15 protein-coding genes are annotated in these 14,556 nt (G+C 46.4%); 6 read left to right on the top strand and 9 right to left on the bottom strand.

The window, feature by feature from the left end:
* Positions 1-55: 55 nt before the first annotated feature.
* The 6 genes from V1L52_RS11575 (at position 56) to csrA (ending at position 6,625) form a co-directional block, all read left to right on the top strand.
* A complete protein-coding gene (locus V1L52_RS11575) occupies positions 56-2,203 on the top strand; it encodes a DUF4954 family protein (RefSeq protein ID WP_428769832.1) in 2,148 nt (715 codons plus the stop codon).
* 85 nt (positions 2,204-2,288) lie between these two features.
* A complete protein-coding gene (locus V1L52_RS11570; protein ID WP_428769830.1) occupies positions 2,289-2,783 on the top strand; it encodes a hypothetical protein in 495 nt (164 codons plus the stop codon).
* 11 nt (positions 2,784-2,794) lie between these two features.
* Positions 2,795-4,696 carry a flagellar hook-associated protein FlgK gene (flgK, locus tag V1L52_RS11565; RefSeq protein ID WP_428769828.1) on the top strand — a complete coding sequence of 634 codons (1,902 nt, stop codon included), beginning with the start codon at positions 2,795-2,797 and terminating at the stop codon, positions 4,694-4,696.
* Positions 4,697-4,708: 12 nt separating this feature from the next.
* Positions 4,709-5,953, top strand: a complete 1,245-nt coding sequence (locus V1L52_RS11560) for a flagellar hook-associated protein 3 (RefSeq protein ID WP_428769826.1) — start codon at positions 4,709-4,711, stop codon at positions 5,951-5,953.
* Between the two features lie 7 nt (positions 5,954-5,960).
* Complete coding sequence (gene fliW, locus V1L52_RS11555) at positions 5,961-6,404, top strand: flagellar assembly protein FliW (RefSeq protein WP_428769824.1); 444 nt, start codon at positions 5,961-5,963, stop codon at positions 6,402-6,404.
* Positions 6,398-6,625 (top strand): carbon storage regulator CsrA, encoded by a 228-nt coding sequence (gene csrA, locus V1L52_RS11550; RefSeq protein WP_428769822.1) that lies wholly within the window; start codon positions 6,398-6,400, stop codon positions 6,623-6,625. The genes fliW and csrA overlap by 7 nt, the downstream gene beginning before the upstream one ends.
* Here the strand turns inward: csrA and tsaB are convergent.
* The 9 genes from tsaB to V1L52_RS11505 form a co-directional block, all read right to left on the bottom strand.
* Positions 6,593-7,333, bottom strand: a complete 741-nt coding sequence (tsaB, locus tag V1L52_RS11545) for a tRNA (adenosine(37)-N6)-threonylcarbamoyltransferase complex dimerization subunit type 1 TsaB (RefSeq protein WP_428769820.1) — start codon at positions 7,331-7,333, stop codon at positions 6,593-6,595. The genes csrA and tsaB overlap by 33 nt on opposite strands.
* Entirely contained in the window at positions 7,330-7,761 is a 432-nt protein-coding gene (gene tsaE, locus V1L52_RS11540; RefSeq protein WP_428769818.1) for a tRNA (adenosine(37)-N6)-threonylcarbamoyltransferase complex ATPase subunit type 1 TsaE, read from the bottom strand. The genes tsaB and tsaE overlap by 4 nt, the downstream gene beginning before the upstream one ends.
* On the bottom strand, positions 7,758-8,021 hold the full coding sequence (locus V1L52_RS11535) for a hypothetical protein (RefSeq protein WP_428769816.1): 264 nt from the start codon (positions 8,019-8,021) through the stop codon (positions 7,758-7,760). The genes tsaE and V1L52_RS11535 overlap by 4 nt, the downstream gene beginning before the upstream one ends.
* Before the next feature lie 72 nt (positions 8,022-8,093).
* Positions 8,094-9,152, bottom strand: a complete 1,059-nt coding sequence (locus tag V1L52_RS11530; RefSeq protein WP_428769814.1) for a PilZ domain-containing protein — start codon at positions 9,150-9,152, stop codon at positions 8,094-8,096.
* On the bottom strand, positions 9,140-9,751 hold the full coding sequence (locus tag V1L52_RS11525) for a hypothetical protein (RefSeq protein ID WP_428769812.1): 612 nt from the start codon (positions 9,749-9,751) through the stop codon (positions 9,140-9,142). The genes V1L52_RS11530 and V1L52_RS11525 overlap by 13 nt, the downstream gene beginning before the upstream one ends.
* Before the next feature lie 5 nt (positions 9,752-9,756).
* The gene (gene fliD / locus V1L52_RS11520; protein WP_428769810.1) at positions 9,757-11,772 is read right to left on the bottom strand and encodes a flagellar filament capping protein FliD; all 2,016 of its coding nucleotides are present in this window, start codon (positions 11,770-11,772) and stop codon (positions 9,757-9,759) included.
* Positions 11,773-11,793: 21 nt separating this feature from the next.
* Entirely contained in the window at positions 11,794-12,132 is a 339-nt protein-coding gene (locus tag V1L52_RS11515; protein WP_428769808.1) for a flagellar protein FlaG, read from the bottom strand.
* A 151-nt stretch (positions 12,133-12,283) separates the two neighbouring features.
* Positions 12,284-13,141: a flagellin gene (locus V1L52_RS11510; protein ID WP_428769806.1), complete on the bottom strand. Its 858-nt coding sequence runs from the start codon at positions 13,139-13,141 to the stop codon at positions 12,284-12,286.
* Between the two features lie 390 nt (positions 13,142-13,531).
* Complete coding sequence (locus tag V1L52_RS11505; RefSeq protein ID WP_428769804.1) at positions 13,532-14,392, bottom strand: flagellin; 861 nt, start codon at positions 14,390-14,392, stop codon at positions 13,532-13,534.
* Between the last annotated feature and the right edge of the window lie 164 nt (positions 14,393-14,556).

The raw sequence follows: 14,556 nt of genomic DNA, 5'->3' as shown, positions 1-14,556 counted from the left end.
CTGTACAAAAGGCCGTCTTGTATATATGATACAAACAGCGTTTTACGGAGTGTATATGGTTACATTGGGCTTAAAAACCGACAAGGAAAGCCGGCGGCCTCATTATTTTGAACCTTCGTTTTTTGAAGGAATGCGCAGTCTGTATCCCGAAGAAATCGAAGTGCTTAAAAAAAACGGCTGCCGTTCCCGTTCCGAAACATGGGACAATGTTTTTGTCCGGCCGGAAGCCTTTACTCCCGAATTGATTCACGATACCGAATTTCACGGTACGGTTGTGATCGGCATGCTTCGGAAAGCCTTTCTTACATATCATGACCTACAGCTGAATTGCGGCATTTACAATTCCCGCCTTGAAAACTGTATTATAGGCGATGACGTTTGTATCCGAAACCTTCCGTATCTGGTCAATTACAAAATAGGCAGCCGCGTCATTTTATTCAATGTGCAGGAAATGAGCTGTACTTCCCGTTCGAAATTCGGAAGCGGTCTTTTAAAAAAGGGCGAAGACGAAGACGTGCGAATAGCTATCGGGGTTGCAAACGAAAATAACGGGCGTTCCGTTTTGCCCTTTGAAACGATGATTTGCGCCGATGCATATATTTGGTCGCGTTATCGTGAAGACGAGCCGTTAATGAAGCGTTTTTACGAGCTGACCGAATACGATAACGATAAAAATAAGCCCGCCTACGGTATTGTCGGAAACGATACGGTTATAAAAAACACGGTATCGATTAAGGATGCCGCAATCGGTTCCCATGCATATATAAAAGGAGCTTTAAAATTAAAAAACATACGGGTGTGTTCTTCCGAAGCCGAACCTTCGCAAATAGGCGAGGGGGTGGAGATGGTAAACGGTATTATGGGCTATGGCAGCAAGGTGTTTTATCAGGCCGTTGCGGTACGCTTTGTTATCGGACGAAACTGCCAGCTAAAATACGGGGCACGCCTGCTTAATTCGGTACTCGGCGATAATTCGACCGTTTCCTGCTGCGAACTTTTGAACAATTTGATTTTCCCTTTTCACGAACAGCATCACAACACTTCCTTTTTAATTGCGGCAACTTTATTGGGACAGTCGAATATAGCCGCCGGGGCAACAATCGGTTCGAATCATAATTCGCGCAGTGCCGACGGCGAAATAATTGCCGGACGCGGTTTTTGGCCGGGATTGTCCTCCGATTTTAAACACAACAGTAAATTTGCCTCCTTTACCCTTATTTCCAAAGGTTCGTATCAAAACGAATTGAATATTACCTATCCGTTTTCCCTTGTGTCGATTGACAGCACCGAACAGGCGATTCACATTATTCCGGCCTATTGGTTTATGTACAATATGTATGCATTGATACGCAACAGTCTGAAGTTCAAAGAACGCGATAAGCGTGCGGTAAAGACTCAGCACATAGAAACCGACCCCTTTGCCCCCGATACGATAAGCGAAATTTTATCAGCCCTCGACAGGCTTATTGAGCTTACGGGGCGCGCTTTAAAACTCCGATCCCGGCAGCAGGCAAAGGATTTTTTGCATCAAAATCCCGATTCGGAGCTTGTGCTTGAAGACCCGCAGGCACAGCGGCGCTTCGGGTCAAAGATTTTAAAGCCGGTGCAGGCGTACCGCGAATACCGTAAAATCGCAAAATATTTTGCCGCGCGCAGCCTTCTTGAATTGTGTGAAAAAAAAGAAAAAGACGCTTTGGACGCGGCGGCTTTGCACACACTTACGGAAACCGCCTTGTATACCGAATGGGTAAACGCCGGCGGCCAAATAATTCCCGAAGCAAAACTCTTTGAATTATTCGATATGATAAAGTCGCACACAATCAACACATGGGATGAGGTTCACGATTTTTATAGCCGCTGCCAAAACAGCTATGTTTTGTATAAGGCACGGTACGCGCTTTTTGTTCTTGAATACCTGTATGCGCGCCCCCTTGCGGATTTTTCAAGCGAAATATATGCGGATATATGCGCCGACGTTATTGCCGTTGCCGACAATATTTATGAAGGGTTCCGCAGCTCCCGCCAAAAAGATTACACGGATTTTTTCCGCACGATGGTGTACCGTAATAAAGACGAAATGTCGGCCGTTTTAGGCGATGCCGAATCAAATAATCTCTTTCCGCGTATGGAAGCCGAAACCGCCGCTTTTAAACGTAAAATCGCCCTTTTATTTTCCGCGCTCACCGATTCGCTTGATCGCTGATTTACACATACGTAAGCATTTTCCGGAATATCGGGACTTTTTCTTTCTTCTAATCCTTTTTTTTTCAAATGCCGATACTTAAATTATGAAAGAAGAACCGCAAAGTGTAACCCAGCGTTTGTATCAAACGCTGCTTAATCAAAATGAAGTTCTTTCCGAAATTATTTCGGAACAGCAGCTTTTACATACAAGTGTCCGATCAAAAAACTGGGAGCAGGTAGAACGTGCGGTTGCATCCGTAAACCGCCTCTCCGATCGGTTTTCTCAGCTGGAAAACGAACGTACCGCCTTATGTGCCCTTGTTTGTCCCGAACAGGCGTCGGATATTTATGAAGTTTCGCGAAACCTGCCTGCCGCCTTTAAGCGGCCCGTTATGGAAGCCTTTCATCAGGTGCGGCAAAAATTGGCGGTTTCGAAAATAGAAAACGATGTATTAAGCGAATACATACGGATTACAAGAGAATTTTTACAGGGTGTTTTTGACAGCGTCTTACCGCAGCGGCGCAATACCCTGTATTCGTCTTCGGGTACGGTAATAAAAGCACAGCCTGAATCGGTTGTTTTAAACACGGTAATCTAAAAGGAGGCTTTATGGCATCCAGTTTTGCAGGTATAGAAATAGGTAAACGCAGCCTCATGGCTCAAAATCAGTCGATCTTGACTGCCGGTCATAATATTTCAAATGCCGATAATGAAGGTTATTCCCGCCAAAGGGTTAATTTACGCGCCTTCGATCCCCTTTATCGTCCCGATTTGACGCGCGAAGAGCGGCCCGGTCAAGTCGGTCAGGGTATTGATGTACAAAGCGTTACGCGCATAAGAGATGAACTTTTGGACATCCGTATTACGGCTCAAGCCAATTTGGAATCCTATTGGGAAACGCGCGATAAGTACTACAGTATGCTCGAAAAACTCTACAACGAGCCTGCCGATATTTCAATCCGTACTACAATGGACAAGTTTTGGGATTCCTGGCAGGAGTTGTCCGTGTATCCCGAATCGCAGGCTGCCCGTCAAGCGGTGGTAAGCAGGGGCGAGTCTTTGGTGAATTCGGTTAAGCAGCGTTTTATCGGTTTACAGGGTATCGGCACCATGCTCAACGGCGATATAGAAGCGACGGTAAAGCAGGTAAACGATTTTTCCCTTCAAATCGCCGAACTGAACAAAGAGATAATCCGCTCCGAAGCTATGGGAGATAATCCGAACGATTTATACGACCGCCGGGATTTACTCGTTGAAAAACTTTCAAAACTTATCAATATAACCACCGATAGGCGCGACCCCGATGAATTTATGGTGCACATAGACGGTCATATTTTGGTACAGGGCGGAAAAGCGCGTACCTACGACGTGGTGCCGCTTACGGATAACAACGGCTACAGTAAGATTGTCTGGGCCGATACGCAAAACGATGCCTTTTTTGCCGGCGGCAGTTTGGGTTCATTAATCGAACTGCGCGACGTTGATATACGCACCGAAATGCAAAATTTGAATACGGTTGCGATGAATTTTACGGATTTGGTCAACGATATTCACCGCAATTCGGTCGGGGCAAACAATGTTACCGGGCTTGATTTTTTTGTCGAAGAGCCCTTTGTGGCAAACGCCCTGGGAAACTACGACCGGAACGGGGACGGTACGGAAGACTCAACCTATATATTCCGTATCAGCGGCTCAAACGAATTGCACTTACAGGAACAAACCGGCCTTGCAGGAGTTATGACTCTTTCCGGTGTCGGCGGAAATACCGAAATACCCTATTATGCAACCGATACGGTTGAAACGGTTATAAACCGCATTAACGATTCTTCTTCCGAAGTTAAAGCTTATCTCGACCGTAACCATCGTCTTGTTTTAAAAGCGGTAACCGCTTCTTCGCCCGATAACCCCGATTTTGTTATCCGCCATGTGGAAGATTCGGGCTTTTTTTTAACCGGCTATGCGGGAATCCTTGCAGGAAGCGGAGAAGAAAATGCATACGATTTTAATCAGGCAAATGCGGTCGACTTTCTTGCAGCCGCCGTGCGCGAAGGTGAAGACGGAAACGCCGCGCAATATGCGGTTGCGCCGGTATTGAATCCTGCAGGCTATATGTCCGTAAATAAATATATACAAAGCGATATTTTATCCGTTGCCGCAGGAAAGGCCGGCCACAACGGCGTAGTGGAAGCCGGAGACGGTTCGGCTGCCGTTGAAATTGCCGCCCTTCGCAATAATCCGGTTATGATAGGCCGCTCGCGTACCTTCGACGATTATTTTGCCGAAAGCGTTACGAATGTCGGTTTAAAAGGAGAACAGGCGCAAACCAATTTATTGAGCCAAAATAAAATTATGGAAGATTTACGCGATTTGCGCGATTCGATTTCCGGCGTCAATATCGATGAAGAATTGGCGGATATAATCAAATTTCAGCACGGTTACAATGCGGCGGCAAAATTTATCAGCGTTGTCGATGAACTGTTGGATACGGTTATAAACCGTTTGGGTGTGTAATAGGAGTAAACAATGAGAAGAGTAAGCACTTCTTTGGCGAATAACGATGTCCAGTACAATCTTCGTGTGCAGGAATCGAAGGCAAACAAAATGAACAATCAAATGGGAAGTCAGCGTAAGATTCAGGATTTGCGCGACGACCCTCTTGCGGCGGGACACCTTGTACGCTATCAATCCTATCTTGCGCGGGTTGAACGTTTTGAACAAAATGCGAAAACTTTGACCGACCAATATTCCGTTTCCGAAGGCTATATCCGTCACTCCCTTGAAGTTATGCACCGGGTGCGTGAGCTTGCCGTTGCGGGGGCAAACGGGATATATACGAAAGAAGATATGCAAAATATGGCCGCCGAAGTAAACGAACTTTTAAAAGAATTGGTAACCTCGGCAAATGCCGTCGGCCCGGACGGTACCGCCCTTTTTGCCGGAACGCGGACAAAGAATGCCGCCTTTGAAATAGAATTGGGGCCGGTTCCGGGTTCGGGCGATGCGCTTATTACCGATGTGCGTTATAAGGGATCTCTTAATCAAAACGATATAGAAATTGACGAAAGGGCCTATATGAATTTGAACCGCACGGGAAACAGCATCTTTTGGGCCGAAGAGCAAACCCTTTTTGCCGACCGCGATGCGAGCGCCTATCAGGTAAAATCTGACAGCGTTATCAGCGTTGACGGTACGGATATCAAATTAAAAGCGGGCGATAACGTTTATTCGATTATTTCCAAAATCAATAATTCGGGGGCTGCCGTCAAAGCACAGTTGGATCCGGTTACAAACGGTTTGAACTTGCGTACAACCGATGCGCGCCAATTATGGCTTCAGGATAAAAAAGGAAGCGCCCTTTTTGATTTGGGACTTATAAAAGATGCAAGTCAGCGCCCGCCCTATAATCTCGGTGCGGCAGCGCAGGTAAGCGGCGGTTCTCTTTTCGATACGGTTATAGCTTTCCGCGATGCTCTGTTGCGCGGAGACCAGGAATCGATAGGCGGCAGGGTACTCGGCGGCTTGGACAGCGGTATGAGTAATTTGAACCGCCGCATTGCCGAAACGGGAGCTCAATACGAGCGCGCCCAAGCGGCGATTTCGCGCTCGCAAACCAACAACTTAAATACAAATGCGATGATTGCACGCGAGGGCGATTTGGATATTACAAAGGGCATTACCGATATGAAAATGCTCGATTACGTAAAACAGGCAACGCTCAGTACTGCCGGAAAGCTTTATAATACCACGTTGCTTAATTATATAAAGTAGGATGATTATGAATACGGAAACGACGACTGTAAAACCGACAGGTGATAAGCCCGTGCTGCATTTTCCGCAGGGCCTATACGGTTTTGAAGACTATAAGGATTTTACTCTGTGCGAGTCCGAATACGGTCCCTTTATGTGGCTGCAATCGGTAAAAGAAAAGGCCCTCGCATTTTTGGTAGTCGATCCTTTTTTGTTTTTTTCCGATTACGAACTCGATGTGGATGACGAAAGTATACGGGATATAGGCGTAAAAAACGCCTCCGATGTATCCGTAATCGCTATCGTAACTTTGGCAAAACAAAAAGAATCGCCGATTACCGTGAATTTGCAGGGACCGCTTATCATCAACAAACACAATAAACATGCCAAGCAAATCGTTTTGCAGGATCCGCGCTGGCTGACCAAGCATGATTTATCGCAAGCCTCGGCGCAGCGGGGGGCTTCATGCTGATATTGTCCCGTAAACTGAATGAAAAAATAAAAATCGGCAATGATATTACTCTGACAATTATTGAGGTGCGCGGCGACCAGGTTAAAATAGGGGTTGAAGCGCCCAAACACGTAAAGGTTTTCCGTCAGGAAGTGTTTGAGGCAATTCAGGACGAAAACCGCGCCGCCGCCGTCAGTGCCCGGGACGACTTAAGCGTCTTGTCCGGTTTTATCGGCCAGTGAAAGTTCCGCTTCGCTTTTTCTTATGTAAAAAGGCCCTTCGTATTCTTCGAGGGGCTTTTCTTTTGCCCGGAACCTTTGTGCGGCGGCTTCAAGCAGGCAAATGACTGTAGTACACGAAGACGCTGTACAACCGGTTACCGGCCCGTCGGCACCGTCTGTGCAGGGAACAAAGGTGCCGATATGCCGCTCCGGACAGAGCGAACGCGCCTGCTCGGCAAAAAACGCCGCATCGGGACCCGCTGCAAGGATGAACTCTTCCGGGTCGGTATGTTTTAAAATATCGGTTATCGATGCATCGAAGGGGCCTGCCTGCATTTCTCCTCTGCGGTAGACGGCGGCATAAAAGCTTTGTTTTTTTGCATCCAAAACCGGAATAACAGCCCCCCGCCACTGCCGGTACGGATAGGCGATGGCTTCGAGGGTGGGAATTGCGTAGGTCGGAATACCGTATGCAAGGTTGAGAGCCTTTAATGCGGAAAAGGCAAGGCGCAAGCCCGTAAAGGTTCCCGGCCCTGCGCATAAGGCCGTAAAGTCAAGTTCCGCCGCTTGTAAGCCGCAGTGGGATAATACCGACTGTATACCCTCCAAAAGTTTTTCGGATTGGTGCATGCCGATGTCGAGGCTCAATACCGAACTCGATCGGCCTTCCCCGTTTACCGCCGCAAAGGCGATAGCCGAAGAAGAACTGTCTATAGCCAAGGCATTCATAGTGCAAAGTCTCCGTATTTCCAGTTTTCAATCGTAACGGTACGTTTTTCATTTTCCGCCGAAAGTCCGATAACGATGGTGTGCGCCGGAAGTTCGCTCATAATTTTTTCGCTCCATTCTATGACGCACAGGCCGTCGCCGTAAAGCATTTCTTCGGCTCCCAAATCGAGGAAGTCGTCGCCTCCTTCCAGGCGGTACACGTCCATGTGATAGAGGGGCATTCGTCCTTCATACACGCTGACCAGGGTAAAGGTGGGACTGGTTATATCTTCATCTATATTCAGAGCGGCGGCTATTCCCTTTGTAAGGGTTGTTTTTCCGGCTGCCAAGGTTCCCTGTAAGGCTATAATATCGCCGGGGCGTAAAAAAGAACCTATTTTTTTCCCCAATTCGATTGTCTGAGCGGCCGATTCGGTGTAAAAGGTCAACAGGGCAGCAATCCTTTTTTGTCGTCTTCAAGAATCTTTTGTTTGATTCCGCGCACAACCGGCAAAAGAGGGTAGTCTATATCATCCTTAAGGGTTAATTCTATATCCTTTGCCCCGCTTGCGCTCGTTTCGATGATAAAATGCACCGGAAGTTCTTTTGTTTTGCCCAAAAAAGATAAAACGGCCGTTGCCTCATATGAAATGCGGTAATAAATATAGCCCGATTCGCTGTGAGTGATCTTTAATTCCAATACTTCCATAAGCAAAACTCCGGTTCAATCACATTGCATTGCCGTTAGGGTTGACGATAGTTATACACCAATGCAAAAACGTTATTTCGTGTTTTTTTTTGTCATACGGACAAATCGTATATGCAAGGCCGAACTTTTCATATCGACGTCTTTTTTCGATTTTACCACAATACCCGTTATACTGTCTATTCCCGTATCTGCGGGTGCTGCAATTTGAATATATTGACCGTCATGAATAGGCAGCATTGTCCGTATTTTACAGCCCCCGGCCGATAAATCGTTTATGATGGCCGGATACGCTTTCGGCTGAACCAGATATTGTTTGTCCCCGTCTTTTTCGATTACTTTGACGGCATTAAATGTACAGCACATGTCGGTTTTAATGCGCTTAAACCGTCTTTGAAGCATGGGACGAATATTTTTTGTGTGGGCAACCACCATTTCCTCAAATTCTTTAGGCTGCTGATACCGTACAATCCGTGCTTCAAAAAAATAAGCTATTCCGTTTTTTAATTGAACCGAAAGGGGAATCTTCGATAACGGTTCGGGTTTTATTCTTGTTCCGTCCCGCCTTTGGGCAATCGATAAAACCATTTCCACAGGCGTATTTTTTATCAATTCCATCGGATAGCTTATGCCCTTTTCGTCGGTATAGGTTACCGTCAGTCCTGAAGGAAAGGCGATGCTGTTTGTAACGAGGGTCAGGTTTCGCTTCCCGTTTTCTATTTTATGAATGATTTTAAATAATGCAAGTTTTTTATCTTCCGTTTCGGCCCCGTTATGCTCCGTTTCTTCCGAACAAATGTGATTATACATCCGTTTTAACTGAACTCCGATGCATTGTTCGGTTTCCGCAATAAGCGGCAGCTCCTGTATATCGCAGATGCGGCAATAGTTTATTAAGACGGCCGTTTCTTCCTTTGATAAGCCGAGTTTTGCAGCCGCACTTTTGAGGGCATCTATATCGAGTTTTTTTTGCGTTTTTTTACTTACCGTGTCTTTTACAAATGCGCTTAGACGTGAAAATATATATCGTATGACAAAAATCAATATAACCGCCGCAACAATCAGCACCGCGTATAAAACAAGACTTGAATTTTGCCGCATGCCGAAGGTTCGGCCCGCTTCTAAGATCGGCATAAGGAAGCCTCAAGCTCGCCTACTGCCGATATAATCGACCTTAAGCGCGGAACTATTTCGTATTCCGCCAAGTCTCCGGTAAGGACGGTGTCCGTATCGGCTAAGGACTGTTCAAACTCCGCTAAAATCGGCGAAAAATCCTTTAAGAACTCAAGCGGCATCCGGTTGTCTATCTTAAAACGGTCAAAATATGCGGGAAAAAGAGCACACAGGCTTATAAGGCGGCATAATACATCGAATAAATCCGCAAAAGAGGTTAAAACGGCCGAAACCTTCGCATCTTTTCCGCTTTGAAAAAACAGGGATATGTGCTCCAATTCGCCGCTCAAAGTTTCCAGTTTAACCGCCAGTTCTTTGAGACTGTATATAATATCGGGAGCGCAAACCGTTTCCAGTTCGATTTTTTTCACGGTTTCGAGGGAGCGCTTGTATACCGCCTCCGTGTTTTCCGCGCACAGGGCTTCACCGTCTACGTTTACGGCGGTAATTGCGGCATCGTTTTTTTCACATTCATGTTCGAAGGCATTTAAAATATCCGCAATCGTTTTTTCGTTTTCCAGGGTAAAATCGACTTTTTCGGAATTGATGTATATATCCATACTTTTTATCTTCCTCCTCCCTGATTGTTGCTGAAGTTGGTTATGGAATCTGATTGTTTTTCCAAACTGTTCAAGGCGGCTTCCATTTGCCCGTACTTTGTTTTTAATTCCTGTTCTTTTTGTTTTAATTTTTTTTCAAGACTTTCGATGTTTTTTTCCGAAGAGCCTATGCGGTTATTTAACAGCGATGTTTTCGAGGCGATTATGCCGCCGATTTGCGTAAAGGATTGAAGGTTTTTATCCAGGGCAAAGGCTATTCCCGAATCCACAATCAAATCGCCGTCGCTGTCGTAACCGAACAGATTTTTAATATCCTGCATATTGTTTTGAAGGGCGGCATCCAGTTTTTTTTCATCTATTTCCAGATAACCGCGCAGCCTGCTCGGCGTAATACCGGCAAATCCTCCGGTCGATGCGCTTGAAGAAATGCCCGCCTGAGAAAGCATGGTAATTTCGGCATCTTCGGTTAAAGGATAGCGGTTTGTCATAATCGTCTGTAAAGAGCGCTTACCGTTTACAAGGGCAAATTCGGTTTGAAACATACCCAGCCGTTCTTCCGCCGCTTTTTTTTCTTCGTCGGTAAAATATTCCAGTTCGGTTATTATTTCCGGCTTGGTTTGGGTTAAAATATTCATTTCGGCCACGAGACGATTGTATTTCCCCACAAAGGTAATAAGGGCTTCTTTTGCCGCTTCCTTATCCGGTTCTATCGTAATCGTTGCGGGCTTTTCCGTTTGTGCATGTAAATTCAATGTGACATTAGGCACCACATCTTCTATTTCGTTCGTCGGCCGCGTAATCGTAATTCCCTGATATTTTATTTTCGCATCCGAAGCGGTTTCCGCGGGATTGAGGGGTATATACTCTGTCGAAACGGAGGTATTGACGGTTTCGGGAGCGCTCATAACGAGTTTTTTATGCGTATTGTTGTTTTTAACGACAAGGGAGCGTATATCCGGATAGTCAGACATTTTAACCGCGTATGCGGTATCTTCTCCGTTTGCTTTAAGCGGGGTAAGGGGAATTTCGCTGCCGTCCGCATTTTTTACAAAAAGAACGGTATCGTCTTCAACGGGCTCTTTTATAACCGGCTCTGCGCTTTCAGGCAGTTTTGTATCCAATTCTTCGTTTGAAAGAACGATGTCTTTAAAATGAACCGTTCCGGATGCCGGAAGTTCCGGCTTATTCGGAAGAATCTCTTCGGGAGGAATATCGACAGCACGGATGCTGAAGCGAATTACGTTTCCTTTTTCCGCCCCGATTTTTTGTGAAACAGAAGCTTCAAAACCCGAGCGGGGCGGTAAACTCAGTTCTTTATCCGTAAATTCCACGGTTTTTGAGTTTAAGTCTCCTGCAGCCTTTATTGTATCGCGTTTGAGTGTAAAAGATTCTTTTGCCGTTTTCGGAGCTTTTCCTATCATACCCGTTTGCAGGGCAAAATCTTGTGCGGCTTTTGAAAATATTAAGCGGTTTTCGCTTCCGGTGACCAGGGACTCTATAAGCAGGGCTTGGGTATTTTTTGTAACTCCGATAAGCGATGCTTTTACGGTATTTGCCGAACGGCGGTTTAGAGCCGATACAAAATCGGAGAGTTTTCCGCCCTTCCAGTTAAAACTTATTGTTTTTTCGTTTACCCTGTATTCGTATGTACCCGCAGGCACCTGCATCTTTCCGTCCAATTCCGCCGATAAAAAACGATCCGCCTTTGCCGTTTCGAGAACTTCAATTTTAAAAGATTCCACCGAAGCATCCCGTTTGGGAGAGGCGGTAAGAGCGGCTTCATTCGAGGACGAAGCAAGCTTTGAGTTAAAGGGGTTGTCGAATGAATATAAGGAGCGGACGCTTTCGCGCAAGGAACTCATATGGCCGTTTACATTCCGCCATGCCGTTTGCTCGGTTTTATAAGAGTCAAGCCGAGACTGCTCCTTTTTTAAAGGAACGCGCTCGGCTTCCATGAGGGACTTTATGAGGTCGTTTGTTTTATATTTATCGGTTACACCGGGTATACTTATGTCGGCCATGAACTGTCTTCACGGTTCCGCCTATCGGACTTCGTCGATAAAACTGCCTATTGCATTCTTTACACGAATCTTCATTTCCTGTACTTCGGCGGACGGAATCTCCTTAATTATCTTATCGGTAGACGGGTCCACAACGGTAACAATAACCTGATCCAATTGCTCATTCATATTATAACGCAATTCCTTTGCCGAATAAACTTGAACGGGCTTGGATTCGGTTTTTTTGGGAGGCGGTTTGTTCGTTCCGGTTTCCGGCTTCGTTACGGTTGCTTGTACTCCTCTTGTTGCTGCCGCATAATCATATGCCGCGCGGCTGTCCATAGCCGGATTATTCCCAATTCCATTTGTAATTATACTCATGGCGTTTCCTCCTTGAAACGGCGCTTACTAAACGCTGGGCTTACTCTAATCTTAAAGAAGAGTGCGGAAGAGGGGCGCACCTCTTCCGTATCTTCCTCTTTGTTCATCAAAAAGACGACATCCGGTTTTCTCTTTAATGAACTTTGTGCTTTCAGCTCAATAAGGGCAATACGTTTTGTGCCTGCGTATTTGCCTGAGCCAACATCGCTACGCTTGACTGGGTAAGAATCTGATTCTTCGTATATTCAACAATCTCGGACGCCATATTGGTGTCTCTGATGATTGATTCCGCCGCTTGGAGGTTTTCCGAAGCGATTCCGATACCCTTGACGGCCATTGAGAACCGGTTTTGATAGGCACCGAGGTCTGCGCGCTGTCTGTTTACGGACGTAAGCGCGGAATCCAAGGTTGCAATAGCCATATTTGCCGATTCCGGATCGGCGATCGAAAGCTTTGCGGTTGCATCGCCCTGTGAGCCGACCAATCCCAATGACTGTGCCGTCATCGTTCCGATGTATACACGTGCGTTCTGGTCTACGTTCGCTCCTACATGAAGCTGCATAATCCGTCCCGATACCGAATCGGAGGCAAATGCACCGGTAAGCATATTCATTCCGTTAAATTGGGCCGAACTTGCTATGCGGTCAACTTCATCTATGAGCTGGGAAACTTCAACCTGAATCTGCATACGGTCTTCATCGCTGTAGATACCGTTTGCCGACTGGATTGAAAGTTCGCGGATACGGCCGAGAATATCGGTGGTTTCCTGTAAATAACCTTCGGTTGCCTGAATAAAGGAAATACCGTTTTGGATATTCTTTTGAGCCTGGTTAAGACCGCGGATTTGCATACGCATCTTTTCGGATACGGCAAGTCCGGAAGCATCGTCACCGGCTCTGTTTATCCGCTGACCCGAACTGAGTTTTTCAATGTTGCCTTGAATGTTGTCATTGTTAATGCCGAGTGTGCGGTTGGCATACATTGAACTCATGTTGTGATTAATAATCATATTTTACCCTCCATGTGATAAACCTCATAAAGCATCATGCTTTAAGGCCTGTTTTACGTTTCGGGCGGAATGAAGACTTTGCGCCTTCTTCATTCCGTTTTAGAACCCGTACGACAGGAACCGTTACGCTGCATTGTACGGATAAGCACTTTACAGCCGTAACCGCTTCTGCCGTTACGCAATCACGAGGAGGGAGCTGTCAATGTTCTCTTGTTTTACACAACGATTTGAGCCGTAATGTAAAACGCATGCCTCTAAAAAGCATTCATATAACAGCTTGGGGGAATTTTTCGGAAAAACAGTGGGAGAAAACCGCTCAAGCTGCGGGCACGGAAGCCCTTGTTATTATTATAACACAGCTTCCGCGTTCCCACAAGCCCTTATACAATACTATTGGAGCAATGTTAAGACGTTTTGCGTCGTTGCGTTGGCCTGTGCCAGCATAGCCGTGCCGGCTTGTGCCAAAATCCGGTTCTTGGTGAAGTCAACCATCTGGTGCGCCATATCGGTGTCGCGGATGGTGGATTCGGCTGCCTGCAGGTTTTCCGCGGCAACATCGAGTCCTTTGACTGTCTGTTCGAGCCTGTTTTGGTACGCACCGAGGTCGGCACGCTGCTTGTTGATTTTCTTCAAGCCTTCGTCAATAGTACCGATAGCGCGGTTGGCGTCATCGGGAGCGGCGATTGACATGATTTTTTCGGAGCCTACATCGCGGATACCGATGGCCATAGCGGTCATCGTGCCGATAAAAACCTGCATGCGCTGGTCCATGTTTGCACCGATGTGCAGCCACATGGAAGCGGTAACGGTGTTTTCACCGGTTTGGCGTGCAAAACGTCCGGTCAACATGTTCATACCGTTGAACTGGGCATGGCTGGCGATTCTGTCCACTTCCGCTACAAGCTGAGAAACTTCAACTTGAATCTGCATGCGGTCTTCATCGCTGTAGATGCCGTTGGATGACTGTACTGCAAGTTCACGAATACGGCGCATGATATCGGTGGTTTCCTGCAGATAGCCTTCGCTTACCTGTATAAAACTGATACCGTTTTGCGCGTTGCGTGAAGCCTGATTCAAACCGCGGATTTGTGAGCGCATTTTTTCCGAAACCGCCAAGCCGGAAGCATCGTCGCCGGCACGGTTAATTTTCATACCGGAAGACAATTTTTCCATGTCTTTAGCCTGCGCCAGGTTGGTTACGCCCAAGGTACGATTTGAGTACATTGCCGACATGTTGTGGTTGATAATCATGTGATTCCTCCATGGATATATTAAAAGACAGCGTCCTTGCTGTCGTATTGTGTAAGGACTCATGAAGTAATTACAAGGCTACAGTCATGACTCTTACACAGCCGAGAGTACCCGGCTGTTTTACTTCGACGAAGGATTACAGCTATGGCTCTCTCCTCATATAT

Origin of the sequence: Treponema sp. HNW (assembly GCF_050320395.1) — a bacterium.
In the GTDB taxonomy this organism is placed as follows: domain Bacteria; phylum Spirochaetota; class Spirochaetia; order Treponematales; family Treponemataceae; genus Treponema_C.
The sequence above is the reverse complement of the archived record's forward strand: the minus strand, read 5'-3'. Positions and strand labels throughout refer to the sequence as shown.